This is a genomic window from Streptomyces sp. NPDC002309, from assembly GCF_053593375.1.
The window spans coordinates 186,715-212,881 of the sequence record NZ_JBSFCI010000007.1 but is presented as its reverse complement, the minus strand read 5'-3'; the positions used below and the strand labels follow the sequence as shown (position 1 = coordinate 212,881).

Below are 26,167 nucleotides of genomic sequence, written 5' to 3'. Positions count from 1 at the left end.
GGTACCCCTCAGCCCGTGCCGCCGTTCTGCCCGGTGTGCCGGCGGGCGCGCAGCGCGAGGCTCAACGCCAGCACCGTCTGCGGGTCGTCGAGGTCGGTGCCCAGCAACTCGCCGATGCGGGCGAGGCGGTTGTAGAGCGTCTGCCGGTTGAGATGCAGTTCGCGGGCCGTCTCGGCCTTGCGTCCGGCGTGCGCGAGATAGGTCTCCAGGGTCGGCAGCAGCGGCGGCTTGGACCGGCTGTCGTGGTCCCGGACCGGCCCGATCGCGCGCTCCACGAAGGCGGCCAGGCCGGGATGGTCGCGCAGCCGCCACAGCAGCAGGTCGATGTCCAGGCGCCGGGCGTCGTACCAGGGCCGGTCCGTGAGCCCCTGCGCGGCGGTCGCCGTCTCCGCCGCGTGCCGCAGCCCCGCCGAGGCCGCCGCCCAGCCGCCGGGCACCCCGACGACCACGACGGGCGGCTGTGCCCCCGGACGCTGCATTCCCGCCCGCTCCACACCGGCCCGCAGAGCCGCCGCGACCCGGTCGGCGACCGCCGAGCGCTCCGACTCCGAGCGCAGGCCGAGCAGCACCAGTACCCGGCCCTCCATCGGCCGTACACCGAGCAGGACCGGTACGCCCACCGCGGCCAGCTCCTCCGGGACCGTGCGGGCCAGCACCGCCCAGCCTCCACCGGCGGACAGCGCGTCGCCCAGCCTCATCACCACCGGCAGCAGCGGGCCGTCGCCGGGCTTGAAACCCAGCACCCGCGCCTGCGCCGGAGCGTCCCCGGCGGCGATCCGGCTCTCGGCGAGGTCGGTCAGGAAGTCGCCGCGCCCGCGTGCGGCCAGTTCCTCCTCCTGACGGGCCTGCATCAGCACCACGGCCAGGACGCCCGCGGTCCGCTCGGCGGCGATGCGGTGCACCGGCGCCAGCGGCGTGCGCACCGGCAGCAGCACCAGCCGCGCCCGCACCGAGCCCGTGCCCGCCCCGCCCCCCGGCACGTCCACCAGCACCGAACCGGCCGGCGGGGCGTCCTTGTGCCGGCCGCGCAGCCCCTCCCAGACCTGGAGCGGTTCCGCCCCCGCGGGCCCGGCCCCGGCGGCGTACAGGAGCTGACCGTCGGTGGTCTCCAGGAAGACCGGGTTGCCGCTGAAGTCGGCCAGGATGCACAGGACCTGCGGGACGCCACCGCCGGACAGCAGGGCCTCCGTGCAACGGCGGTGCACCTCCTCGGCACGCTGGAGCAGCGCGTAGTGCCCGTTGACGATCTCGGTGTGGATCTCCTCCGTGACGGTCACGAAGGGCACCTCGCGGTGCAGTTGGACCAGCGGCAGCCCCGCCGAGCGGGCCGTCTCCACGAGGGCCGACGGCAGCCGCGTGAAGCGCGGTCCGAGCTCGACGACCAGCGCCGCGATACCGCGCTCCGCCAGGGTGCGGACGAACGCGCGCTGCTCCGCGGGGCGGGTGCCGAGGCCGTAGCCCGTGGTCAGCAGCAGTTCACCGCCCTTCAGCAGCGAGGCGATGTGCGGCACCTCGCCCGCGTGCACCCAGCGCACGGTCCGCTGCAGCCGCTCCGCGCCGGCGAGCACCTCCGGGAGGCCACCGCGCAGGCCGGGCAGTTCCAGTGCCCGCTGCACGGTGACGCCGGCGCCCGTGCTGTCGAATCGGCTGTCCATGCAGCGGACGCTACCCGCGCGCATGCCGCGACGACATCTCCGGGCGGCCACGGCAACGGCCACCGGCCCGCAGGCGGCGCGTACGGGCCTACACCGGCTTGATGTTGTGGTTGAAGCGGAAGACGTTGTCCGGGTCGAAGCGCCGCTTCACCACGCCCAGCCGCCACAGATTGCGCGGACCGAGCCCGGCCCGCACGCGCTCCCTTCCCTCGTCGCCGACGAAGTCGGGGTGGACCGCCCCGGTGCTCCACGGCCGGACGGCGGCGCCCGCTTCCCGGACCCAGTCCACGCACCGCTCGTCGTCCGCCGGGTCCGCCCAGCTGCCGCAGGGGTGCGCGACCCAGGCCGCGTCGCGGTACGGCACGGGGTGGTCGGCCGGGGCGTCCGCGACCGCGCCGCCCAGCGGGAACAGCAGGTGCCGGCTGCCCGTCGGCCCCGGCAGTGACTCGGCGAGGGCGCAGAAGACGTCCACGAAGTCGTCCGGCGCACCGGACAGGCACTCCGCCGAGCAGTGGTGGCGCAGGCCGGGCGGCTGGTCGAACAGGCGCTGCGCGTCGGCGTACGGCAGCGCGCGGAGGGACGCCGACACGTGCGGCAGCGCCAGCAGCGGCTGGGCCAGTTTGCGCAGGTCCTCCTCGCGTCCCGCGTAGGTCAGCAGCACCCCGCACAGCGGCTCGCCGGCGAGCGGTGGCGCCGCGAACGCGTCCGGCGGGCCGCCCGACCGTAGGACGACGGCGCCGCCGGCCTCCGGCGGGCCGCAGCCGATGACCTCCCGGTAGGTGCGGATCGCCTCGCGGGCGTGTTCCGGGAGGTACAGCAGCAGGGCGAGGGAGAAGTCCGGCACCTCGTGGAGCTTGAGGGTGAGGGCGGTGGCGACGCCGAAGTTGCCGCCGCCGCCGTGCAGGGCCCAGAACAGCTCCGCGTTGTCGTCGGCGCTCGCGTGGATCCGGGCGCCGCTCGCGGTGACCAGCTCGACGCCGAGCAGGTTGTCGCAGGCGAGGCCGCAGGAGCGCTCCAGCCAGCCGCTGCCGCCGCCCAGGACGAAACCGGCGACGCCGGTCGCCGAGTCCCGGGCGCCGGTGGTGGCCAGGCCGTACGGCTGGGCCGCCCGGTCCAGCCGGCCCGTCGTGGCTCCGCCCTCGACGCGGACCGCCTCGGACGCGGGGTCGACGCTCACGTCCCGCATCCGGCGCAGGTCGACGACGAGACCGGCGTCGCCGGTGCCCATGCCGCCGACGCCGTGGCCGCCGCCGCGCACCGCGACGTGGAGGTCCAGGTCCCGGGCGAAGCGCACCGCCCGGACCACGTCGGCCGGGTGCGCGCACCGCGCGATCACCGCGGGGTGCGGGTCGGCCCTGGCGTCGAACCCGGACCGGGCCTCGTCGTAGTCCGGGTCCCACGGGGCGAACACCTCGCCGTCGAGATCCTCGCGGAGCTCGACGAGGGCTGTGTGCGCCTTGGAGGACATGGCCGCCCCCTTCCCGAAAGGGGTCAGATGCGCCTCCAGCCTAGGCGGGCAGGGCCCTCGTGGCCCGCTCGCGCGGGCCCGCCGCGGGGCTCAGCCGCCGTAGGCCCCCGAGGCCGTCAGGCGCAGGGCGGTGTCGATCAGCGGGACATGGCTGAACGCCTGCGGGAAGTTGCCGACCTGCCGCTGACGGCAGGGGTCCCATTCCTCGGCGAGCAGGCCGAGGTCGTTGCGCAGTGCCAGGAGCCGCTCGAAGAGCTTGCGCGCCTCGTCGACCCGGCCGATCATCGCCAGGTCGTCGGCCATCCAGAACGAGCAGGCGAGGAAGGCACCCTCGTCGCCGGGCAGGCCGTCCACGCCGGCGTCCTCGCCGGAGGTCGGGTAGCGCAGGATGAAGCCGTCCGGCGTGGACAGCTCGCGCTGGATGGCCTCGATGGTGCCGATGACCCGCTTGTCGTCCGGCGGCAGGAAGCCCATCTGCGGGATCAGCAGCAGCGAGGCGTCCAGCTCCTGCGAGCCGTACGACTGTGTGAAGGTGTTGCGCTCCTTGTCGTAGCCCTTCTCGCACACGTCCCGGTGGATGTCGTCGCGCAGCTCGCGCCAGCGCTCCAGCGGGCCGTCCGCGTCACCGGACTCCAGCAGCTTGATCGTGCGGTCGACGGCGACCCAGGCCATGACCTTGGAGTGCACGAAGTGGCGGCGCGGGCCGCGCACCTCCCAGATGCCCTCGTCCGGCTCGTGCCAGTGGTCCTCCAGGTAGCGGATCAGCTTGAGCTGCAGCAGCGAGGCGTAGTCGCTGCGGGCCAGGCCGGTCATGTGGGCCAGGTGCAGGGCCTCGGTGACCTCGCCGTACACATCGAGCTGGAGCTGGTGGGCGGCGCCGTTGCCGACCCGGACGGGCGCCGAGTTCTCGTAGCCGGGCAGCCAGTCCAGCTCCGCCTCGCCGAGCTCGCGCTCACCGGCGATGCCGTACATGATCTGCAGGTTCTCCGGGTCGCCGGCGACCGCGCGCAGCAGCCACTCGCGCCAGGCGCGGGCCTCCTCGCGGTAGCCGGTGCGCAGCAGCGAGGAGAGCGTGATCGCGGCGTCGCGGAGCCAGGTGTAGCGGTAGTCCCAGTTGCGCACGCCCCCGATCTCCTCCGGCAGCGAGGTCGTGGGCGCGGCGACGATGCCGCCGGTGGGCGCGTACGTCAGCGCCTTCAGCGTGATCAGCGAGCGGACCACCGCCTCGCGGTACGGCCCGTGGTACGTGCAGTGCTCGACCCACTCGCGCCAGAAGTCCTCCGTCGCCTCCAGCGACTGCTCGGGCTCCGGCAGCGGCGGCGGCTGGCGGTGCGAGGCCTGCCACGAGATGGTGAACGCGATCCGGTCGCCGGGGGCGACCGTGAAGTCGGAGTACGTGGTCAGGGCCTTGCCGTAGGTCTCGGCGGAGGTGTCGAACCACACGGAGTCCGGGCCCGCCACGGCGACCGTGCGGCCCTCGTGCTTGTGCACCCACGGGACGATCCGCCCGTAGGAGAACCGCATCCGCAGGGCGGAGCGCATCGGCACCCGGCCCGAGACGCCCTCCACGATCCGGATCAGCTGCGGTGCCCCGTCACGCGGCGGCATGAAGTCCGTCACGCGGACCGTGCCGCGGGGGGTGTCCCACTCGGATTCCAGGATCAGCGAGTCACCGCGGTAGGAGCGCCGGGCCGCGGTCGGCGGCTCGGAGTCGGCGGCGTGCGCCGGGCCGATCCGCCAGAAACCGTGTTCCTCCGTGCCGAGCAGACCGGCGAAGATGGCATGCGAGTCGAAGCGGGGCAGGCACAGCCAGTCGACTGTGCCGTCCCGGCAGACCAGGGCGGCGGTCTGCATGTCTCCGATGAGTGCGTAGTCTTCGATGCGCCCGGCCACGTGCAACTCCAGTCGAACGGCCACGTAGCCCCATGACGGGGCTTTCGCTGTGTGCGGTCAAGGGGTCGTTGTAATGCGTCGTCGAGCTGTGAAGTAAAACCGCCGCTGTGCCCGGAGGCAAACGACCGTCATCGCTCGACGATCTGACGAGCTCTTGTTCTTCCGGTGCTTACGGGCGGGGGGTGGTGCCGTGTCGCCGGCGGGCTCGGCAGCGAGTGTCCGAGCAGGATACGACGCACGTAGTTGATCTGCGTGCCCCTCCGGGCAACGTACATGCGCCGAACGAGTGAGCACGGGGTGAGAAACCCGTGAGCGGTACGGGTACGTGGCGGTCCGTGCGCGGAGCGTGGCCGGGCACCTTCGGGTCGAGGCGCTGTTACCCTGGTAGCCCGTGGACCGGTGGGCTCGAAACCCCCGAACCGCAGCGACGGCACCCCCGGCGAAGCCCGGCACGGCAGCCGCCCCGCACCCCCCAGACCGAGACCACGGGAGCCTCCTCTTGGCCATGACGCCCAAATCTTCGACGACCAAGCACATCTTCGTCACCGGGGGTGTCGCCTCCTCTCTCGGCAAGGGACTGACCGCGTCCAGCCTGGGAATGCTGCTCAAGGCCCGGGGTCTGCGCGTCGTGATGCAGAAGCTCGACCCGTACATCAACGTCGACCCCGGCACGATGAACCCGTTCCAGCACGGTGAGGTGTTCGTCACCAACGACGGCGCCGAGACCGACCTGGACATCGGCCACTACGAGCGCTTCCTGGACCGCGACCTCGACGGGACCGCCAACGTCACCACCGGCCAGGTCTACTCGACGGTGATCGCCAAGGAGCGGCGCGGCGAGTACCTCGGCGACACCGTGCAGGTCATCCCGCACATCACCAACGAGATCAAGCACCGCATCCGCCGCATGGCCACCGACGACGTGGACGTCGTCATCACCGAGGTCGGCGGCACGGTCGGCGACATCGAGTCGCTGCCGTTCCTGGAGACCGTCCGCCAGGTCCGCCACGAGGTCGGCCGGGACAACGTCTTCGTCGTGCACATCTCCCTGCTGCCCTACATCGGCCCCTCCGGCGAGCTGAAGACCAAGCCCACCCAGCACTCGGTCGCCGCCCTGCGCAACATCGGCATCCAGCCGGACGCCATCGTGCTGCGCTGCGACCGCGAGGTGCCGACCGCGATCAAGCGCAAGATCTCGCTGATGTGCGACGTCGACGAGGCCGCCGTGGTGGCCTGCCCCGACGCGCCGTCGATCTACGACATCCCCAAGGTCGTGCACTCCGAGGGCCTGGACGCCTACGCCGTCCGCCGCCTCGACCTGCCGTTCCGCGACGTCGACTGGACGACCTGGGACGACCTGCTCGACCGCGTCCACAACCCGGACCACGAGATCACCCTCGCGCTGGTCGGCAAGTACATCGACCTGCCCGACGCCTACCTCTCGGTCACCGAGGCGCTGCGCGCGGGCGGCTTCGCCAACAAGACCCGCGTGAAGATCAAGTGGGTCGCCTCCGACGACTGCCGGACCCCCGCCGGCGCCGAGGCGCAGCTGTCCGACGTGGACGCCATCTGCATCCCGGGCGGCTTCGGCGACCGCGGTGTCTCCGGCAAGGTCGGCGCCATCCGGTACTCCCGCGAGAACAAGGTCCCGCTGCTCGGCCTCTGCCTCGGCCTGCAGTGCATCGTGATCGACGCGGCGCGCAACCTGGCCGGTATCGCCGACGCCAACTCCACCGAGTTCGACCCGGCGACGGCCCACCCGGTCATCTCCACCATGGCCGAGCAGCTCGACATCGTCGCGGGCGAGGGCGACATGGGCGGCACGATGCGCCTGGGCATGTACCCGGCGAAGCTGGCCGAGGGCTCGATCGTGCGCGAGGTGTACGACGGCAAGGAGTACGTCGAGGAGCGGCACCGCCACCGCTACGAGGTGAACAACTCCTACCGTTCGGAGCTGGAGAAGAAGGCCGGCATCCTCTTCTCGGGCACCTCCCCGGACGGCAAGCTCGTCGAGTACGTGGAGTACCCGCGCGAGGTCCACCCCTATCTGGTCGCCACCCAGGCGCACCCGGAGTTGCGTTCCCGGCCGACGCGTCCGCACCCGCTGTTCGCCGGCCTGGTGAAGGCCGCGGTCGAGCGGAAGATCTCCAAGTAACACACCGGTTGTACGGTTGCCGGGGTGCCGCGTCTCCATGGTCGTCCTGAGGGTGCGCACCCCGGCGCGGCTCTCGCGCGCCGGTGACACCTCGGGAAGGACAGGGCATGACGATCAAGGACACCCACGAGGAGTGGGAGATCCGGGCGACACGAACCCCCTTCGTGGGCAACAAGACCTCCGTCCGCACGGACGACGTGGTCATGCCCGACGGTACGGTCGTGCGTCGCGACTACCAGGTCCACCCGGGTTCCGTCGCGATCCTCGCCCTCGACGACGCCGGCCGCGTGCTGGTGCTGCGCCAGTACCGCCACCCCGTGCGCGAGAAGCTGTGGGAGATCCCCGCGGGCCTGCTCGACGTGCCCGGCGAGAACCCGCTGCACGCCGCCCAGCGCGAGCTCTACGAGGAGGCGCACGTCAAGGCCGGGGACTGGCGGGTGCTGACCGACGTCTACACCACGCCCGGTGGCTGCGACGAGGCCGTGCGGATCTTCCTGGCGCGCGAGCTGGCCGAGGCCGAGGGCGAGCGCTTCGCGGCGGAGGACGAGGAGATCGACCTCCAGCTGGCGCGGGTCCCGGTCGAGGAGCTGGTGAGGGGCGTGCTGGCCGGTGAACTGCACAACAACTGCCTCGTCGTCGGCGTTCTTTCGCTGGTCGCCGCGGAGCGGGGCGACGGGCTCGACGCGCTGCGCCCGGCGACGGCGCCGTGGCCGGCGCGCCCCTTCAGGGCCTGAGCCGCCGCGCCTCACCCCGGATCTCCTCCGGTGTGACGATCGCCTGATCCGATCGGGCGACGTCCCCGCCGTGCTCCACCGGGTTCGTCGCAGAGCGTGAACTAGGCTCGGGAACGCCCGAACCGGAGTCCCGGCGGGCTTTTGCGCGTGCGGTGGGACGGGAGTGTGGCCCGTGACGGATCAGGCGGTGGACCGGGGCGGCGTGCGGGCGTCGGGCACGTCTGCGAAGACCCAGTTCCTGGGCCGTACACGGGAGTTGAAGGAGCTGCGGGCCGACATCGAGCGTGCCGGACTGGACACCCTCGCCGGCCGCAAGGCGCCCCGCGCGCGCGTGCTGCTGATCGCGGGTCGGCCCGGCTCCGGCCGCACCGCCCTCGCCGAAGAGCTGGTACGGCAGGTCGCGGGCCGCTACCCGGACGGGGTGCTCCGTGCCCGGCTCAGCGAACCCGACGGCACCGCCGTGCCGACGGCCCGCGCCGCGGGCGACCTGCTCGCCGCCCTGGACCTGCCCACCCCGCCCGGTGCCGACGACGACGACCTCGCGGCGGAGCTCCGCGAGGCCCTGACCGGCCGCCGTGTCCTGCTCCTGCTGGACGACGCGGCCGACACCGAGCAGGTCGACGCCCTGCTGCCGGACAGCCCCGACTCCCTGGTCGTCGCCGTCGCCCGGGGCCCGCTGACCGGCATCACCGACGTCCGCCCGTGCACCCTCGGCGGCCTCGACACCAAGTCCGCCGTCGAACTGCTGTCCAGGCTCACCGGCTCCGTCCGGATCACCGTCGACCCGCGGGCGGCGGAGGGTCTCGTCGAGGCGTGCCAGGCCCAGCCCGCCGCGCTGGTGCTGGCGGGCGGTTGGCTCGCGGCCCGGCCCCAGGCGGCCGTCGCCGACCTCACCAAGCAGCTGCACGCCGAGGGCGACGACGGGACGCCCCTGAGCCGGGTCTTCCGGCTGGTGCACTCCTCGCTGCCGGGCAGCGCCGCGCGGATCCTGCGCCTGCTGTCGCTGGCCCCCGCCGGGAGGATCGACCAGCACACGGCGTCCGCGCTCGCCGGCTGCTCGGTCAACGGCGCCCGGCACACCCTGGACGACTTCGCCGGCCTCGGCCTGCTGCGCGCGATCGACTCACCGCTGCCGGAGTACGAGGTGCCCGGGTGCCTGCACCCGCTGCTGCGGGCCGCCGCCGAGAACGACGACCGCCCCGCCGAGCTCCAGCTGGCCCGCGCCCGGATGCTGGAGCGGACGGTACGGCTGCTGCAGTCCTGCCGGGCGATCACCGAGACGGACAACCCGCAGGCCCGCGAGAAGCTGGCCGGCACCCCGCGCGCCCTGCGCTTCCCCACCCCGCGGGCGGCGGCGGAGTGGCTGCGTCTGCGCCGCCCCGCCCTGCTCGCCTCGGCCCGGCTCGCGGTCGCCGACGGGGAGCTCGACACCCTGGCCCGGCGGTTGATGTCCCAGCTGGTGCGGGCGATGGTCGCCCACTTCGGGATGCGGGCGGCGGCCGCGGACCTGTACGGCGTCCACCGGCTGGTGCTCGACGTGGCCGAGCGCCGGGACCTGCCCCGGGAGCAGGCGGCGGCGCTGCTGAACCTGGGCGACCTGGACGCCGGCACCGGCCGCACGGCCGACGCCCTGGTCCGGTACCGGGCCGCGCTGGACGCCGGGCGCCGGGCGAACGATCCGTACGCGACGGGTCGCGCGATGGAATCCGTAGGGGGCGCCCACCAGGAACTCGGTGATCACGACCGGGCCGCCGACTGGTTCGGCCGGGCCCTGGCCGAGCGCCTGGCCCGTGAGGAGCGCGAGGAGGCCGCCCGGCTGTACGGCCGGATCGCGACCGCGCACACCTACGCGGGCCGCTACGGCGAGGCGCAGCGGGGCTGGAAGGCGGCCGTCGCGGGCTACCGCAAGCTGGGCGATGTGGCCGCACACGCCCGCGCGTTGAGCGAGCTGGCGCGGGTCCAGGAGTACGCGGGGCGGCCCGAGGAGTCGCTGCGTACCTGTCAGGAAGCGGTCGACTGGGCACGGCGCGCGAACGACGCGCGCCTCCAGGCCGCCCTGCATCTGCGGCTGGCCGACACCCTGGAGCGGCTCGGCGATCCCGCTGCCGCGCTGCTGCACCGCAGCGCCGCCGAGCGCATGCTGGGGGAGGAGATCCAAGAGTCCGAAAAGCCGGATCCAGCCATGGAGCAACCCGCAAATGCCTGCGAAATCCGTAGTCCATCCGAAGAAGATTGAAACAATGAAAGGCTAGACAGCGGGAACACCTTCATTAAACTGGCTCTGCCGCACGTTCTCCTGCGGTGTCTCCCGGTGTGCCCTGAACATCCGGGTATGTCGAGCAAAACACCCCCTCTGAGCCAAGGACCGTGATCGACGTGAAGGTCGGCATCCCCCGCGAGGTCAAGAACAACGAGTTCCGGGTGGCCATCACCCCCGCCGGTGTGCACGAGCTGGTGCGCCACGGCCACCAGGTCGTCATCGAGCGCAACGCCGGTCTCGGCTCCTCGATCACGGACGCCGAGTACGTGGCCGCCGGGGCGCAGATCCTGGAGACGGCCGACGAGGTGTGGGCCTCCGCCGACCTGCTGCTGAAGGTCAAGGAGCCCATCGCCGAGGAGTACCACCGCCTGCGCAAGGACCAGACGCTCTTCACCTACCTCCACCTGGCCGCGTCCAAGGAGTGCACGGACGCGCTGCTGGAGTCCGGCACCACCGCCATCGCCTACGAGACGGTCGAGCTGCCGAGCCGCGCGCTGCCGCTGCTCGCCCCGATGTCCGAGGTCGCGGGCCGTCTGGCCCCGCAGGTCGGCGCCTACCACCTGATGCGCGCGGCCGGCGGCCGCGGTGTGCTGCCGGGCGGCGTGCCCGGGGTGACCCCCGCCAAGGCCGTCGTCATCGGCGGCGGCGTCTCCGGCTGGAACGCCACCCAGATCGCCGTCGGCATGGGCTTCGAGGTGACCCTGCTGGACCGCGACATCAACAAGCTGCGCGAGGCCGACCGGATCTTCGGCACCAAGGTCAAGGCCATCATGTCCAACTCCTACGAGCTGGAGAAGGCCGTCCTCGACGCCGACCTCGTCATCGGCGCGGTGCTCATCCCCGGCGCCAAGGCGCCGAAGCTCGTCACCAACGAGCTCGTCTCCCGGATGAAGCCGGGAAGTGTCCTTGTCGACATCGCGATCGACCAGGGCGGCTGCTTCGAGGACTCCCGTCCGACCACGCACGCCGAACCGACCTTCGAGGTCCACCAGTCGGTCTTCTACTGCGTCGCCAACATGCCGGGCGCGGTGCCGAACACCTCCACCAACGCCCTCACCAACGCCACGCTCCCGTACATCGTGGAGCTGGCCGACCGCGGCTGGGTCGAGGCGCTGCGCCGTGACCCCGCGCTGGCCAGGGGCCTCAACACGCATGACGGCCAGGTCGTTTACCGCGAGGTCGCCGAGGCGCACGGGCTGGACCACATCGAGCTGGAGGCGCTGCTCGGCTGACCGCCGGGCCCCAAGTCGTCACCAACGAAAAGGCGATACGTCAACACGGCTTGTCAACCGTCAGCACCCGGCCGGACCTTGCGCAAGGTCCGGCCGCGTGTGTGTATGGTCACTTTGCGACGCTCGGTCAACTCGCGTCGAACGTAACCCTTGAGCCGATTCGTACACCGGTGAAACCTGCCGTGCGACGGCCGTACGCCCTTGACAGAGGGATGTTTCATTGCCGACACATCCTGCCGGGTCCGGCGGATTGTGTTGCTGCGGACCGCCGACACGCCATAGAGTCGCCAACCGTCGGCATGGTGCCACGCTGACCTGTCTAGAAGTTTCCTGGTCACCAAGGAGGTAAGACGACTTGTGAATGAGTCGACATTTTCTCCCGGGGGTGGTCAACCAGGAAGCCCTGCGCGGGGCCAGGCTCCCGCGGGGTTCGAGGCTGTCGGCTCCGTCGCGGTGCGCACCTTCGCAGCCCACCAGAGTCACCTGAGGTCAGGCGTGACTCACCCAGCACACCAGAGCATGGATGGCCATCACGTGAACGCCATGGCCGGCGACGGAAGTGGCGCGCCCCACAACCACTTCGCCGACTACGACGAACTGCCCGAGGGGCACTTCTACGACCCCGACGCCGAGTACGAGCCCGACCCGGAGTACGCGGCCACGCTCGCGCCCGACGCGGCCCGCCAGCGCCGTGAGCGCGTCGGCCCGACCGGGCGCCCGCTGCCGTACTTCCCGATCCCGGGACCGCTGACCGACCACGGCCCCGCGAAGATCATCGCGATGTGCAACCAGAAGGGCGGCGTCGGCAAGACGACGTCGACCATCAACCTGGGTGCCGCGCTCGCGGAGTACGGGCGACGGGTGCTGCTCGTCGACTTCGACCCGCAGGGCGCGCTGTCGGTGGGCCTCGGCGTCAACCCGATGGAGCTCGACCTCACCGTCTACAACCTGCTCATGGAGCGGGGCATGGCGGCCGACGAGGTGCTGCTGAAGACGGCGGTCCCCAACATGGACCTGCTGCCCAGCAACATCGACCTCTCGGCGGCCGAGGTGCAGCTCGTCTCCGAGGTGGCCCGCGAGTCGACGCTCCAGCGCGCCCTGAAGCCGCTGCTGCCCGACTACGACTACATCGTGATCGACTGTCAGCCCTCGCTCGGCCTGCTCACGGTGAACGCCCTGACGGCGGCTCACAAGGTGATCGTGCCGCTGGAGTGCGAGTTCTTCGCCCTTCGCGGTGTGGCGCTGCTGACCGAGACCATCGAGAAGGTCCAGGAGCGGCTCAACCCGGAGCTGGAGCTCGACGGCATCCTGGCGACGATGTACGACTCGCGCACGGTGCACAGCCGCGAGGTGCTCGCGCGGGTCGTCGAGGCGTTCGACGACCACGTCTACCACACGGTCATCGGGCGCACGGTCCGCTTCCCGGAGACCACCGTGGCCGGTGAGCCGATCACCACCTACGCGTCCAACTCCGTCGGCGCCGCCGCCTATCGCCAGCTCGCCAGGGAGGTGCTCGCCCGGTGTCACGCCGAGTGAGTCTGCCGGGGGCCGACGAACTGTTCCGAACGACAGGGGGCATGGCGCTCCAGGCATCCACTCCCCGGCGGGGCGGGGGCGGCGAGGCCCGGGTGCCGCCCCCCGCGGGGGAGGCCGACACGGCGGCGGTCACGGACGACGCGCCGCCGGCGGTGCCCGCGCAGGGCGGCGACGGGGACGGCGCGGAGCATGTCGCGGCCGACGCGGAGCCGGCCGACACCGAGCCCCGCAGCAGGGGCACTGAGCGCTCCTCGCGGCGCCAGGGGCAGTCGGCGGCGCAGGAAGGTTCTGCCGCGTCGACGCCCCGCAACAAACGGGGCCGTGCGGCCGCCCGGCGGCCCAGCGGGCGCGAGCGGCACGACGAGAAGATCACCGTGTATGTGTCCGCAGAGGAGCTGATGGACCTGGAGCACGCGCGCCTCGTGCTCCGGGGCGAGCACGGGCTGGCCGTCGACCGGGGGCGCATCGTGCGCGAGGCGGTCGCCGTGGTGCTGGCCGACCTGGAGACCCGTGGGGACGCCAGCATCCTCGTACGACGGCTTCGCGGGCGGTAGCGGTAGCCTGCGGAGGCTATGACCTCGAACGGCTCCCCCGTCCCGCCCTCCGGCCCGGCCGGCCGCAGGCGTGCGCTGGGGAGGGGGCCAGGGGCTCCGGCGGCGCCCGCCGAGACGCCCGTCACGGCACAGGCACCGCGACCCGAGCCGGAACCCGTGACCGTCGAGGCCGCCGAGACGGTCGACGTTCCCGAGACGGTCGACGTCACCGGGGCCGCCGTGGTCGCGGAGGCCGCCGCGCCGGATGCCGGGCAGGAGCGCCCCGCCGCCCAGGACGCCGCGCCGCCCGCACAGCCGGTGGAGCCCGTACAGCCCGTCGAGGGCGAGTCCGGTGGCTTCAAGGTGCGGCTCGCGAACTTCGAGGGCCCCTTCGACCTGCTGCTCCAGCTGATCTCCAAGCACAAGCTCGACGTGACCGAAGTCGCCCTGTCCAAGGTGACCGACGAGTTCATGGCGCACATCCGGGCCATGGGGCCGGAGTGGGACCTGGACGAGACGACCGAGTTCCTGGTCGTCGCCGCCACCCTGCTGGACCTGAAGGCCGCGCGGCTGCTGCCCGCCGCCGAGGTCGAGGACGAGGCCGACCTGGCCCTGCTGGAGGCCCGCGACCTGCTGTTCGCGCGCCTGCTCCAGTACCGCGCGTACAAGCACGTCGCGGACATCTTCACCCGCCGCCTCGACGAGGAGGCCCGCCGCTTCCCCCGTACCGTCGGCCTCGAACCGCAGCACGCCGAACTGCTCCCCGAGGTCGTCATCAGCATCGGCCCGGAGGGGTTCGCGAAACTCGCGGTCAAGGCGATGCAGCCCAAGCCCAAGCCGCAGGTGTACGTCGACCACATCCACGCGCCGCTGGTGAGCGTGCAGGAGCAGGCCGGGATCGTCGTCTCACGGCTGAGGGTGCTCGGCGAGGCGAGCTTCCGCGTGCTGGTCGAGGACACCGACGACACCCTCACCGTCGTGGCGAGGTTCCTGGCCCTGCTGGAGCTGTACCGCGAGAAGGCGGTGGCGCTGGAGCAGGAGACCGCCCTCGGTGAGCTGCTGGTGCGCTGGACCGGCGGCGAGCAGGACGCCGCTCCGATGGTGACGGACGAGTTCGACCGGCCGCCCGCGCCGCCCGCGCCGCCCGAACGGGCCGAGAAGCCCGAGGAGCAGGAGGAGAACGAGTGAGCGAGGAGACCACCGAGCTGCCGGCCGGGCTGCGCGCCGTCGCCGATCTGGAGCTGAGACCCGCGCTGGAGGCCGTCCTCATGGTCGTGGACGAGCCCGCGACCGTGGAGCATCTCGCGAAGATACTGGACCGGCCCAAGCGGCAGGTCTCCCAGGCGCTGCGGGAACTGGCCGACGAGTACACGGCGCAGGGTCGTGGCTTCGAGCTGCGGCTCGTCGCGGGCGGCTGGCGTTTCTACACCCGGCCCGAGTACGCGCCGGCCGTCGAGCGGCTCGCCCTGGAGGGCCAGACCGCCCGCCTCACGCAGGCGGCGCTGGAGACGCTCGCGGTGGTGGCGTACCGCCAGCCGGTGAGCCGCAGCCGCGTCTCGGTGGTGCGCGGAGTCAACTGCGACGGCGTCATGCGCACCCTCCTCCAACGCGGTCTCGTCCAGGAGGAGGGCGCGGAACCCGAAACAGGTGCGATCCTGTACACGACGACGAACTACTTCCTGGAGCGGATGGGCCTGCGCGGCCTGGACGAGCTCCCGGAGCTCGCGCCCTTCCTCCCGGAGGCGGCGGCGATCGAGGCCGAGACGCTGGAAGCGGTCCCGTCGTTCGATCCGGACGCTCCGGATTCCGAGGACGCAGACGACAAGACGGAACTTTGATGCGAAGCAGCAGCGGCAGGAACAGCAGCGGAAACAACGGCGGGAGCCGTGGTGGCAACAGCAGCGGCCGCGGCGGGAGCAGTGGTGGCCGCGGTAATCCCCGTGGCGCCGGCAAGAACCGCGACGACAACCCGGGCGGGCGGCCGAGCAAGCCCCGCCCCGAGGAGCGCCGCTACGACGTGGGTCCCGGCGCCTCGCCGGCGGGTCCGAAGTCCGGACGTGGCGCTTCCGCGCGCGGAGGGGCCAAGGGCGGCCCGAAGCAGTCTCCGGGCACCGGGCGGGGACGCTGGGCGCCCGCCACCTCCCGGGAGTACGACGCCCGCGCCGAGGAGCGCAACCGCGAGCGGTACGCGGGCAAGAAGGATGTCAAGCCGCCGAAGACCTTCCCGGGCGCCGAGCAGGAGGGCGAGCGTCTGCAGAAGGTCCTCGCGCGCGCGGGCTACGGCTCCCGGCGCGCCTGCGAGGAGTTGATCGAGCAGTCCCGGGTCGAGGTCAACGGCGAGATCGTGCTCGAACAGGGCATGCGGGTCGACCCGGAGAAGGACGAGGTCAAGGTCGACGGTCTGACCGTGGCGACCCAGTCGTACCAGTTCTTCTCGCTGAACAAGCCCGCCGGTGTCGTCTCGACGATGGAGGACCCCGAGGGCCGGCAGTGCCTCGGCGACTACGTCACCAACCGGGAGACGAGGCTCTTCCACGTCGGGCGGCTGGACACGGAGACCGAGGGCGTCATCCTCCTCACCAACCACGGCGAGCTGGCCCACCGGCTGACCCACCCCAAGTACGGCGTGAAGAAGACCTACCTCGCGCACATCGTCGGCCCGATCCCGCGCGATCTGGGCAAGCGGCTGAAGGACGGCATCCAGCTGGAGGACGGGTACGCCCGCGCGGACCACTTCCGGGTCGTCGAGCAGACCGGCAAGAACTACCTCGTCGAGGTCACCCTGCACGAGGGCCGCAAGCACATCGTGCGCCGGATGCTCGCCGAGGCCGGGTTCCCGGTCGACAAGCTGGTGCGCGTCGCCTTCGGCCCGATCACGCTGGGCGACCAGAAGTCGGGCTGGCTGCGGCGGCTGAGCAACACCGAGGTCGGCATGCTGATGAAGGAAGTGGAGCTGTAGGCGGTCCCTTGTGAGCGACGACCCACCCCCTTTATAGTCAGTACGACTATTAAGGGGGTGGTGGTGCATGCCGGTCTACGACAAGTACGCGTACGAGCCCTTCGCGGTCACCGTTGACCTGGCCGTCCTCACCATCCGCGCCGGCGCGCTGCACGTGCTGCTCGTCGAGCGCGGGCAGGAGCCGTACGCCGGCCGCTGGGCGTTGCCCGGCGGCTTCGTGCTGCCCGACGAGTCCGCGGAGACGGCCGCCCGGCGCGAGCTCGCCGAGGAGACCGGCCTGTCCGGCGTCCCCGGCCCGCCGCTGGAACAGCTGCGGACCTACAGCGAGCCGGACCGCGATCCCAGGATGCGGGTCGTGTCCGTCGCCTTCACCGCGCTGCTGCCCGACCTTCCCGAGCCGCTCGGCGGCGGCGACGCGGCGCAGGCCCGCTGGGTGCCGTACGCCTCGGCCGGGCCGCTGGCCTTCGACCACGACCGGATCCTGGCCGACGCGCACGACAGGGTCGGCTCCCGGTTCGAGTACACCGGACTCGCCACCGCCTTCTGCCCGCCCGAGTTCACCCTCGGCGAGCTGCAGCAGGTCTACGAGGCCGTGTGGGGTACCCCGCTCGACCGGCCCAACTTCCGGCGCAAGGTGCTCGCCACCCCCGGCTTCGTCGACCCGGTACCCGGCGCCGCGCGCCTGACCGGCGGCCGTGGCAAACCGGCCGCGCTCTACCGCGCGGGCGGCGCCGCCGCCCTGCACCCGCCCCTCCTCCGCCCGCCCAGGGAAGGACGCCCCGCATGACCTCGACCACCGTCCGCAAGTGCGCCGCCACCGGCTCCCTGCTGGGCCTCGCCCTCGGGGACGCGCTCGGCTTCCCGACCGAGTTCAACGATGTGCCCTCGATCCTCGCCAAGTGCGGTCCCTGGCGGCAGATGGAACTGCCCACGCCCGCGATCGTCACCGACGACACGCAGATGACGCTGGCGCTGGGGCGCGGGCTGCGGACGGCGATGGACCGGGGGGTCCTCGGGCCCAAGCGTCTTGAGCGGCCGGTACGCGAGGAATTCGTCAACTGGTACCAGTCCCCGGAGAACAACCGGGCGCCGGGACGTACCTGTCTCGTCGCCTGCAATCTGCTCAAGGACGAACGTCGCGCCTGGCAGGACGCCAGCCAGATCCACTCCAAGGGCTGCGGCGCCAACATGCGCGTCGCGCCCCTCGGCCTGATCCCCGGGCTGAGCGACGAACAGCGCGCGGGCGCCAGTCAGCTGCAGGCCGCCCTCACGCACGGGCACCCCACCGCGCTCGCCGCCTCCGACCTCACCGCGCACGCCGTACGGCTGCTCGCCGAGGGCGCCGAACCGACCGGACTCATCGGCCTGCTGCGTTCCTACGCCTACGACAACCGCACCCGCTACCACGAGTCCTGGCTCGGCGACCTGTGGACCCGCTCCCAGGACCCCGGCCCCGAGCACTTCATCGCCCGCGGCTGGGACGAGTGCCTGGGGGTCCTCGACCGGCTGCGGGACGCCGTACGGACCTTCTCGCCGGAGGAAGACCCCTGCCTCGCCACGGGGGAGGGCTGGATCGCCGAGGAGGCGCTGGCCACCGGGCTGCTGTGCTTCCTGCAGTTCGTGGACGAGCCCCTGACCGCCCTGCGCCGGGCCGCGTGCACCGCGGGCGACTCCGACTCGATCGCCTGCCTCGCCGGGGCCTTCGCGGGCGCCCACCTCGGCGCCGAGGTCTGGCCGGCGCAGTGGGCGGACCGGATCGAGTACCGGGGCGAGCTGGTGACGCTCGGCGCGCTCTGGGACCACTGAGACCGCCGGCCGGCCCCCACCGCCGTCTCAGCGGGCGAGCGCCCCGCGCCCGCCCGCACCGGGCTGACTAGGCTTGACGCACGTGGAGCCGATGTCGCACACCAGCAAGGAGCAACCGTGGCGGTACGAGCGGTCCGGGGCGCCGTCCAACTCGAACGGGACGAAGCCGGCCACATGGACGAGCAGGTCGGGGCCCTGCTCACCGCCGTCCTGGAACGGAACGGGCTGACCTCCGACGACCTGATCAGCATCTGGTTCACGGCGACGCCCGATCTGCACAGCGACTTCCCCGCCGCCGCGGCCCGCAAGCTCGGCATTCTCGACGTACCGCTGATCTGCGCCCAGGAACTCGACATCGAGGGCGCGATGCCCCGTGTCGTCCGGGTGCTGGCGCACATCGAGTCCGACGAGCCGCGCCACGCCGTCCAGCACGTCTACCTCGGCGCCGCCGCCGCTCTGCGCAAGGACATCGCCCAGTGAGAACCGCACTCGTCATCGGCACCGGGCTGATCGGCACCTCCGCGGCGCTGGCCCTCGTCCAGCGCGGTGTCGTCGTCCACCTCGCCGACCACGACCCCGAGCAGGCCCGCACGGCCGCCGCGCTAGGCGCCGGCACGGAGGAGGCGCCCCAGGGGCCCGTCGACCTCGCGATCGTCGCCGCCCCGCCCGCGCACGTCGCCGCGGTGCTCGCCGACGCCATGGAGCGCGGCCTGGCACGCGGCTACCTCGACGTCGCCAGCGTCAAGGGCGGCCCGCGCCGCGACCTGGAGGCGCTCGGGCTGGACCTGACCCGCTACCTCGGCACGCACCCCATGTCCGGCCGGGAGAAGTCCGGCCCGCTGGCCGCGACCGGCGACCTCTTCGAGGGCCGCCCCTGGGTGCTCACCCCGACGAGGGACACCGACACCGAGGTGCTGAACCTCGCCCTGGAACTCGTCTCGCACTGCCGCGCCGTGCCGGTCGTCATGGACGCCGACGCCCACGACCGGGCCGTCGCACTGGTCTCGCACATGCCCCACCTGGTCTCCAGCATGGTCGCCGCCCGCCTGGAGAACGCCGAGGAGGCCGCCGTGCGGCTCTGCGGCCAGGGCATCCGGGACGTGACAAGGATCGCCGCCTCCGACCCGCGGATGTGGATCGACATCCTGTCCGCGAACCCCGGCCCGGTCGCCGACCTGCTCGTCGACGTCGCCGCCGACCTCGACGAGACCGTCCAGGCGCTGCGCGCCCTGCAGTCCTCCGACGAGGCCAAGCGCCGGGCGGGGACGGACGGCATCAAGGACGTGCTGCGGCGGGGCAACGCCGGACAGGTCCGCGTCCCCGGCAAACACGGGTCCGCGCCGCGCGTGTACGAGGTCGTCGCGGTGCTCATCGACGACCAGCCGGGACAGCTGGCCCGGATCTTCGCGGACGCGGGACGGGCCGGGGTCAACATCGAGGACGTCCGGATCGAGCACGCGACGGGGCAGCAGGCCGGCCTCGTGCAGCTGATCGTGGAGCCGAAGGCCGTACCGGTGCTGGCCGCGGCGCTGCGGGAGCGGGGCTGGGCGCTGCGCCAGTAGGGCGTCCGCCCCTCGCCGGGGAAGGTGGGCCGGACGAGTGACCCGCACCCAGTAACCTTGTGCGGGGCACCGTCCCGCCCCAGATCGCCACCCCGGCCCAGGAAGGTCCCCACAGTGGAAAGCGTCCCGGCAGTGATTGTCGCCATCGACGGCCCCTCCGGCACGGGCAAGTCCAGCACGTCGAAGGCGGTGGCCGCGCGTCTCGGCCTGAGCTACCTGGACACCGGTGCCCAGTACCGGGCGATCACCTGGTGGATGGTGACCAACGGCATCGACGTCACCGACCCCTCGGAGATCGCCGCCGTGGCCGGCAAGCCGGACATCGTCTCCGGCACCGACCCGGCCGACCCGACGATCACGGTCGACGGGGTGGACGTCGCGGGCCCGATCCGCACCCAGGAGGTCACCTCCCAGGTCAGCGCCGTCAGCGCGGTGCCCGAGGTCCGCGCCCGGATCACGGAACTGCAGCGGACGATCGCGAGCGACGCGGAGCGGGGCATCGTCGTCGAGGGCCGCGACATCGGTACGACGGTGCTGCCGGACGCCGATCTGAAGATCTTTCTCACCGCCTCCGCGGAGGCCCGCGCCGCCCGGCGCAGCGGTGAGCTGAAGAACGCGGACCTGCAGGCCACCCGCGAGGCCCTGATCAAGCGGGACGCGGCCGACTCCAGCCGGAAGACATCGCCGCTCGCCAAGGCAGGCGACGCGGTCGAGGTGGACACCACCGAGCTCACGCTGCAGCAGGTCATCGAGCGCGTCGTCACCTTCGTCGAGGAGAAGCGGGCGGCGAAGTGACCGAGGCACCGTCCCCGCGGGGCGCGGAGGTCGGCCGCCGTATCGGCCTCCCGCTGATGCACGCGCTGTGGCGGCCCAGGGTGCTCGGTGCCTGGAGGGTGCCGGCGAGCGGCCCGGCCATCCTCGCCGTCAACCACTCCCACAACGTCGACGGCCCGATGGTGATGGGCGTCGCGCCCCGGCCGGTGCACTTCCTGATCAAGAAAGAGGCGTTCGTCGGTCCGCTCGACCCCTTCCTGACCGGGATCGGCCAGGTCAAGGTGGACCGGCAGAGCGCCGACCGCACGGCGATCACCCGGGCGCTGGACGTGCTGTCCGGCGGCGGGGTGCTCGGGATATTCCCGGAGGGCACCCGGGGCGAGGGCGACTTCGCCTCGCTGCGTGCCGGGCTCGCCTACTTCGCCGTGCGCAGCGGCGCCCCGGTCGTCCCGGTCGCCGTCCTGGGAAGCTCGGACCGGCGGGGACGGCTCGTCAAGGCGCTGCCCCCACTGCGGCACCGGATCGATGTCGTCTTCGGCGACCCGTTCCAGGCGGGCGACGGCAGCGGACGGCGTACCCGCACGGCCTTGGACGAGGCGACCGAGCGTGTCCAGAAGCAGCTCACCGAACACCTGGAGCTGGCCAGACGGCTCACGGGCCGGTCGTCCGCCCCCGGAGGCCGGTCCTGAGGCCCGGCGGCGGAACGGAAAACGTCAGGCGCCCGGCCGGGCGCTGGGCGACACTGAGTAGTGGATCACCCTGAACCGGGCACTCCACCGATCACCACGATGAACTACGAGGTACGGACTTCATGAACGACCAGACCCAGCCCGACGGCTCGGACGCGTTCGAGCACGATCACGGGGCGCTCGGCGACGTCGAGTACGCGGAGTTCATGGAGCTCGCCGCCGAAGAGGGCTTCGACCTCGAGGAGGTCGAGGGCGCCATCGAGGAGGCCGGGCACGGACCCCTGCCGGTCCTCGCCGTCGTGGGCCGCCCGAACGTCGGCAAGTCGACCCTGGTGAACCGCGTCATCGGCCGCCGCGAGGCCGTCGTCGAGGACAAGCCGGGCGTCACCCGCGACCGCGTCACCTACGAGGCCGAGTGGGCGGGCCGCCGCTTCAAGGTCGTCGACACCGGCGGCTGGGAGCAGGACGTCTTCGGCATCGACGCCTCCGTGGCGGCGCAGGCCGAGTTCGCCATCGAGGCGGCCGACGCGGTCGTCTTCGTGGTCGACGCCAAGGTGGGCGCCACCGACACCGACGAGGCGGTCGTACGGCTGCTGCGCAAGGCCGGCAAGCCCGTCGTCCTGTGCGCCAACAAGGTCGACGGCCCCAGCGGCGAGGCCGACGCCTCCTACCTGTGGTCCCTCGGCCTCGGTGAGCCCCATCCCGTCTCGGCGCTGCACGGCCGCGGCACCGGCGACATGCTGGACGCGGTCCTCGAGGCACTGCCGGTGGCACCGCAGCAGAGCTTCGGCGGAGCCGGTGTCGGCGGCCCGCGCCGGATCGCCCTGATCGGCCGCCCGAACGTCGGCAAGTCCTCGCTGCTGAACAAGGTGGCGGGCGAGGAGCGCGTCGTGGTCAACGAAATCGCCGGCACCACCCGGGACCCGGTCGACGAGATGATCGAACTCGGCGGCAAGACCTGGAAGTTCGTCGACACGGCCGGTATCCGCAAGCGGGTCCACCTTCAGCAGGGCGCCGACTACTACGCCTCGCTGCGCACCGCCGCCGCCGTCGAGAAGGCCGAGGTGGCCGTCGTGCTCATCGACGGCGCCGACTCCATCTCGGTGCAGGACCAGCGGATCGTCACGATGGCCGTGGAGGCGGGGCGCGCGCTCGTCATCGCCTACAACAAGTGGGACACCCTCGACGAGGAGCGCCGCTACTACCTGGAGCGGGAGATCGAGACCGAGATGGCCCAGGTCGCCTGGGCGCCTCGCGTCAATGTCTCGGCGCGCACCGGCCGGCACATGGAGAAGCTGGTCCCGGCGATCGAGACGGCCCTGGCGGGCTGGGAGACGCGTGTTCCGACGGGCCGGCTGAACGCCTTCCTCGGTGAGCTGGTCTCCGCCCACCCGCACCCGGTCCGGGGCGGCAAGCAGCCGCGCATCCTGTTCGGCACCCAGGCCGGCACGAAGCCCCCGCGGTTCGTGCTCTTCGCCTCCGGTTTCATCGAGGCGGGCTACCGGCGCTTCATCGAGCGCCGCCTGCGCGAGGAGTTCGGCTTCGAGGGGACGCCGATCCACATCTCGGTGCGGGTGCGCGAGAAGCGCGGCGCGAAGAAGAAGTAGGTACAGCGGAAGGGCGGCCCCCGTCGGGGGCCGCCCTCTCAGATCCCCCGGCGGGGGCCGGGTGGCAGAGCGGGGATGTGATGCATCCCGGTGGCGTACTGCTGCCCGAGCGTGCCGACCCGTTGCCAGGTCGGCTGATGCCCGGTGCTGTGCCGGGTGCTCTGCGCCCCCGCGCTGTAGGCGTCGTACGAGCCGCCGTGCGTCTCCGGGCCCTGCGGGAGGAAACCGAACGCGGTGAACCCCAGGTGCTCCTCGCCGCGCCGGTCGCCCGGCAGCGCACGGAAGGACTTCACGTACTCGGCGCAGAGCGCGTCGTAGATCGGCGTGGCCGATGACCCGCCGACGTGATCCTGACCCGACCGAGCGGACGGGATCGGCTGCAAGGACTGGCGGCGGGGAACGTCGTATGCGTGCACGTATGTCCAAACGACCCCGAACCGGAAGAGATGCGGGCGAGCCGGCGCCTCACGGGGCGCGGCGGGCGGAGCGCCCGGCCGCGGAGGACCCGCGGCCACCGGCGCTCCTCACCACCCGGACGACGCCGGACGTCAGGTGCCCGCGAGCGGCAGCACGCTCGCGACCAGCTTGCCGCCCGCCGCGGCCTTGTCCAGCGCGTCCCGCAGCAGGTCCTCCCGGGGCTGCCGCCCGATGGAACCGACCGGCGCGGCGAACATCAGCACCTGCTGGTGCTTGTTCGCCGCCGCCCGCCAGCCCTCGGTGACCTGCAGCGGCTGGTGCGCCTGCCACCACGCCACCGACTGCCCGCCGTTCATCCCGGGCTGGAGCACCGCGTGCAACTGCCCCATGGCGAGCAGTACGGACCAGCCGTGCAGCACCGGCGGCAGGGAGGTCAGCTCGGTCACCGGCATGAAGCCCTGCTCGATCAGCAGCGGCAGGAAGTCGTCCCCGGCCGCGGTGGAGCCGGGACGTGCGATCGGGCCGGTGGGCTCGACGACCAGCGCCGGGTGCAGCTCCCCGGCGATCAGGACGAGGCCGCTGGTCACGCCGAGCACGGCCTGCTCGGGCATGGCCCTCGCGGGCCCCAGGTCGGCGGAGTTGCCGCTGATGGACCTCACGGCGCCCTGGAGCTGCTCCTCGGTGACCTGGACGACCTGTGAGGGCAGGCAGCCGGCGTGGGCGAAGGCGAGCACGGCGGTCTCGTCACCGATGAACAGGACGGTGCTGGTGCGCTCGAGCTCGGAGTCGCCCGGGGTGCGGCAGGACGTGCAGTCGTAACTGCCCGGGGCGTTGTCTCCGGCGAGCAGCCGGTCGGCTTCTTCGTCGCCGATCTCGGCGCGTACCTCGTCGCTGACGTCGAGCATGCGCGGCACGGGTGGCTCCCTCGGGATGCGGTACGTGGCGAGGCCGGGTGGCTCCCGGCCCGTGGGCCGGGGACGCGTCTCCGGCTCATGAAGAAGACAACGGCCGAGCTGTGGCGGTAGTCACGCTGAAGAGCGAACGGAATCGAACCATCCACCGCACACGGTCACGAGCGGCATGAATTCGAACACACTCCGTCAAGTGACGCTCACCGTAAGGGACTTGAGTTGGTGAGGTAGGTCACAGCATAAAGGGTGGACTGGTCGACAAATCCTGAAATCGGCGAATGAAATGGGTGGCCGAAAAATTCCGCTACCTCGGGTAACCGTGAACTGGCCTGGAGGGAAGGGCGGTTGGTTGAACCCGAGGCGGCATGCTCCGTACATTCCTGCGCCGTGTGCATCGAGCACCGCTCGGGTACGTCCACCGGCCCGGGCCGGCCGTGACAGGCCGGCCCGCCGCACCACCGCCGGCGGACGGGGCCGGCGCGACGACCACGCCCTCGCGTGGGAGCGCGCCCGGCCTGGGGGACCCCGGGTACGTGGAGAGGGAATCACATGTCCGAATGTGCCGATACCACCCGCGACGACGCGCGTAAGGCCCGTACGGCGGCGGTGCTCGCCGGGGCGGCCCTGCTGGCCCCGCTCGGGCTGCTGGCCGCGAGCGGCACCGCCACGGCGGCGGACGGCGGAGTCTGGGACCGCATCGCCCAGTGCGAGAGCGGCGGCAACTGGCACATCAACACCGGCAACGGCTACTACGGCGGACTCCAGTTCTCCGCCGGAACCTGGCGCGCGTACGGCGGCACCGCCTACGCCGCGACCGCCGACCAGGCGTCCAGGGAGCAGCAGATCGCCGTCGCCACCAAGGTCCAGAGCGCCCAGGGCTGGGGTGCCTGGCCGACCTGCTCCACGCGCGCCGGCGCGTACGGCGGTGCGCCGGCCGCACCCGGGGTGTCCGCCGGGAACTCGGCCCCGACGCGGTCCGAGCCGTCCCGGCCGTCCTCGTCGCGGCCCGCGCAGGCTCCCGCGCGCGAGGCGGGGCACAGCGACCGGGACGCGTCCCGCGGCGACCACACCGTCCGCCCGGGTGACACGCTGAGCGCCATCGCGGCCCGCAACGGCACCACCTGGCAGCGGCTCTTCGCCGCCAACAAGGCGGTCATCGGCGGGGATCCCGACGTGATCGTGCCCGGTCAGCGCCTCGTCCTCTGAGCCGCGTCCTCGCGCGCGGCGCGGGGCTCCGCCCGGTCCGCCGACCGGGTGGGGCCCCGGCCCGTGCCGGGCGCGGCTCGGCCGCCGCGCCCGGCACACTGCCTAGCGTGATCCGATGAACGGAAAATCACTCACGCTCGGCCTCGCCGCGGCCCTGCTCACCGTCCTCGCCCCGGTCGCCGCCCAGGCGATGGTCCCGGAGGCCCCGGCGACCGCCCCGGCCGCCCCGCGCTCCTCCCTCGCCTGTGCCGACGACCAGTGGCCCTGGGGCTGCATGGCCAAGTGCGAGAGCGGCGGCAACTGGCACATCAACACCGGGAACGGCTACTACGGGGGACTGCAGTTCTCGCAGCCCACCTGGAAGGCGTTCGGCGGCCTGAAGTACGCCCCGCGCGCCGACCTCGCCACGCGGGCGGAGCAGATCGCCGTCGCGCGGGAGGTGGTCGCCGAGCAGGGATGGCAGGCATGGCCGGTCTGCGCGCAGCGCTACGGCCTCAAGGGCCGCTGGTACACGGTCAAGCGCGGGGACACGCTGTCCTCGATCGCCGCCGGGTACCGGATCGGGGGTGGCTGGAAGGCGCTCTACGACGCCAACAGGGAGACCATCGGGCCGAGTCCCGGCCGGATCGACACCGGCATGACCCTGATCATCCCGGACAGCGCGGCCCGCTCGCACAACGCCCCCGCGGACTTCGGACCGCCGCTTCCCGTGCGTTGAGTAGGGTGTCCCACGCCGTCGGTTTGGCTTCAAACCCGGTTCACCTGCTCGT

Annotated in this window: 23 protein-coding genes; 18 read left to right on the top strand and 5 right to left on the bottom strand. The window is 72.5% G+C overall.

Annotated features, from left to right (window positions below; genetic code table 11):
- Positions 1 to 8 precede the first annotated feature (8 nt).
- From ACWCPM_RS08960 to ACWCPM_RS08950, 3 genes are all read right to left on the bottom strand, one after another.
- Positions 9 to 1,655: a PucR family transcriptional regulator gene (locus ACWCPM_RS08960; RefSeq protein ID WP_450975446.1), complete on the bottom strand. Its 1,647-nt coding sequence runs from the start codon at positions 1,653 to 1,655 to the stop codon at positions 9 to 11.
- 88 nt (positions 1,656 to 1,743) lie between these two features.
- Complete coding sequence (locus ACWCPM_RS08955; RefSeq protein WP_450975445.1) at positions 1,744 to 3,123, bottom strand: FAD-binding oxidoreductase; 1,380 nt, start codon at positions 3,121 to 3,123, stop codon at positions 1,744 to 1,746.
- A 90-nt stretch (positions 3,124 to 3,213) separates the two neighbouring features.
- A complete protein-coding gene (locus ACWCPM_RS08950) occupies positions 3,214 to 5,016 on the bottom strand; it encodes a glycoside hydrolase family 15 protein (protein WP_450975463.1) in 1,803 nt (600 codons plus the stop codon).
- A 505-nt stretch (positions 5,017 to 5,521) separates the two neighbouring features.
- Between ACWCPM_RS08950 and ACWCPM_RS08945 the strand changes: the two genes are divergently transcribed.
- The 16 genes from ACWCPM_RS08945 (at position 5,522) to der (ending at position 22,863) form a co-directional block, all read left to right on the top strand.
- Positions 5,522 to 7,171 carry a CTP synthase gene (locus tag ACWCPM_RS08945; protein WP_450975444.1) on the top strand — a complete coding sequence of 550 codons (1,650 nt, stop codon included), beginning with the start codon at positions 5,522 to 5,524 and terminating at the stop codon, positions 7,169 to 7,171.
- A 107-nt stretch (positions 7,172 to 7,278) separates the two neighbouring features.
- On the top strand, positions 7,279 to 7,905 hold the full coding sequence (locus ACWCPM_RS08940) for an NUDIX domain-containing protein (RefSeq protein WP_450975443.1): 627 nt from the start codon (positions 7,279 to 7,281) through the stop codon (positions 7,903 to 7,905).
- Positions 7,906 to 8,077: 172 nt separating this feature from the next.
- Positions 8,078 to 10,141 (top strand): tetratricopeptide repeat protein, encoded by a 2,064-nt coding sequence (locus ACWCPM_RS08935; RefSeq protein WP_450975442.1) that lies wholly within the window; start codon positions 8,078 to 8,080, stop codon positions 10,139 to 10,141.
- A 140-nt stretch (positions 10,142 to 10,281) separates the two neighbouring features.
- Entirely contained in the window at positions 10,282 to 11,397 is a 1,116-nt protein-coding gene (gene ald, locus ACWCPM_RS08930; RefSeq protein WP_450975462.1) for an alanine dehydrogenase, read from the top strand.
- A gap of 357 nt (positions 11,398 to 11,754) precedes the next feature.
- On the top strand, positions 11,755 to 12,933 hold the full coding sequence (locus tag ACWCPM_RS08925) for a ParA family protein (RefSeq protein ID WP_450975441.1): 1,179 nt from the start codon (positions 11,755 to 11,757) through the stop codon (positions 12,931 to 12,933).
- On the top strand, positions 12,918 to 13,487 hold the full coding sequence (locus ACWCPM_RS08920; RefSeq protein ID WP_450975440.1) for a hypothetical protein: 570 nt from the start codon (positions 12,918 to 12,920) through the stop codon (positions 13,485 to 13,487). The genes ACWCPM_RS08925 and ACWCPM_RS08920 overlap by 16 nt, the downstream gene beginning before the upstream one ends.
- 18 nt (positions 13,488 to 13,505) lie before the next feature.
- Entirely contained in the window at positions 13,506 to 14,654 is a 1,149-nt protein-coding gene (locus ACWCPM_RS08915) for a segregation and condensation protein A (protein ID WP_450975439.1), read from the top strand.
- On the top strand, positions 14,651 to 15,304 hold the full coding sequence (gene scpB, locus ACWCPM_RS08910; protein ID WP_450975438.1) for an SMC-Scp complex subunit ScpB: 654 nt from the start codon (positions 14,651 to 14,653) through the stop codon (positions 15,302 to 15,304). The genes ACWCPM_RS08915 and scpB overlap by 4 nt, the downstream gene beginning before the upstream one ends.
- On the top strand, positions 15,304 to 16,425 hold the full coding sequence (locus ACWCPM_RS08905; RefSeq protein WP_450975437.1) for a pseudouridine synthase: 1,122 nt from the start codon (positions 15,304 to 15,306) through the stop codon (positions 16,423 to 16,425). The genes scpB and ACWCPM_RS08905 overlap by 1 nt, the downstream gene beginning before the upstream one ends.
- A 67-nt stretch (positions 16,426 to 16,492) precedes the next feature.
- The gene (locus ACWCPM_RS08900; protein ID WP_450975436.1) at positions 16,493 to 17,212 is read left to right on the top strand and encodes an NUDIX hydrolase; all 720 of its coding nucleotides are present in this window, start codon (positions 16,493 to 16,495) and stop codon (positions 17,210 to 17,212) included.
- Positions 17,209 to 18,231 (top strand): ADP-ribosylglycohydrolase family protein, encoded by a 1,023-nt coding sequence (locus tag ACWCPM_RS08895; protein WP_450975435.1) that lies wholly within the window; start codon positions 17,209 to 17,211, stop codon positions 18,229 to 18,231. The genes ACWCPM_RS08900 and ACWCPM_RS08895 overlap by 4 nt, the downstream gene beginning before the upstream one ends.
- Before the next feature lie 117 nt (positions 18,232 to 18,348).
- Positions 18,349 to 18,711: a chorismate mutase gene (gene aroH / locus ACWCPM_RS08890; RefSeq protein WP_450975434.1), complete on the top strand. Its 363-nt coding sequence runs from the start codon at positions 18,349 to 18,351 to the stop codon at positions 18,709 to 18,711.
- Entirely contained in the window at positions 18,708 to 19,793 is a 1,086-nt protein-coding gene (locus ACWCPM_RS08885; protein ID WP_450975433.1) for a prephenate dehydrogenase, read from the top strand. Before aroH ends, ACWCPM_RS08885 begins: the two co-directional genes overlap by 4 nt.
- A 114-nt stretch (positions 19,794 to 19,907) precedes the next feature.
- On the top strand, positions 19,908 to 20,588 hold the full coding sequence (cmk, locus tag ACWCPM_RS08880) for a (d)CMP kinase (RefSeq protein ID WP_450975432.1): 681 nt from the start codon (positions 19,908 to 19,910) through the stop codon (positions 20,586 to 20,588).
- Positions 20,585 to 21,256, top strand: a complete 672-nt coding sequence (locus ACWCPM_RS08875) for a lysophospholipid acyltransferase family protein (RefSeq protein ID WP_450975431.1) — start codon at positions 20,585 to 20,587, stop codon at positions 21,254 to 21,256. Before cmk ends, ACWCPM_RS08875 begins: the two co-directional genes overlap by 4 nt.
- A 122-nt stretch (positions 21,257 to 21,378) precedes the next feature.
- Positions 21,379 to 22,863 carry a ribosome biogenesis GTPase Der gene (gene der, locus ACWCPM_RS08870; RefSeq protein ID WP_450975430.1) on the top strand — a complete coding sequence of 495 codons (1,485 nt, stop codon included), beginning with the start codon at positions 21,379 to 21,381 and terminating at the stop codon, positions 22,861 to 22,863.
- 38 nt (positions 22,864 to 22,901) lie between these two features.
- On the opposite strand, the gene ACWCPM_RS08865 is transcribed toward der, so the two are convergent.
- A complete protein-coding gene (locus ACWCPM_RS08865) occupies positions 22,902 to 23,279 on the bottom strand; it encodes a hypothetical protein (RefSeq protein ID WP_450975429.1) in 378 nt (125 codons plus the stop codon).
- 132 nt (positions 23,280 to 23,411) lie between these two features.
- On the bottom strand, positions 23,412 to 24,194 hold the full coding sequence (locus ACWCPM_RS08860) for a hypothetical protein (protein WP_450975428.1): 783 nt from the start codon (positions 24,192 to 24,194) through the stop codon (positions 23,412 to 23,414).
- A 546-nt stretch (positions 24,195 to 24,740) separates the two neighbouring features.
- Between ACWCPM_RS08860 and ACWCPM_RS08855 the strand changes: the two genes are divergently transcribed.
- Both ACWCPM_RS08855 and ACWCPM_RS08850 read left to right on the top strand, forming a co-directional pair.
- The gene (locus tag ACWCPM_RS08855) at positions 24,741 to 25,397 is read left to right on the top strand and encodes a LysM peptidoglycan-binding domain-containing protein (RefSeq protein WP_450975427.1); all 657 of its coding nucleotides are present in this window, start codon (positions 24,741 to 24,743) and stop codon (positions 25,395 to 25,397) included.
- A gap of 115 nt (positions 25,398 to 25,512) precedes the next feature.
- On the top strand, positions 25,513 to 26,115 hold the full coding sequence (locus ACWCPM_RS08850) for a transglycosylase family protein (RefSeq protein ID WP_450975426.1): 603 nt from the start codon (positions 25,513 to 25,515) through the stop codon (positions 26,113 to 26,115).
- Positions 26,116 to 26,167 lie beyond the last annotated feature (52 nt).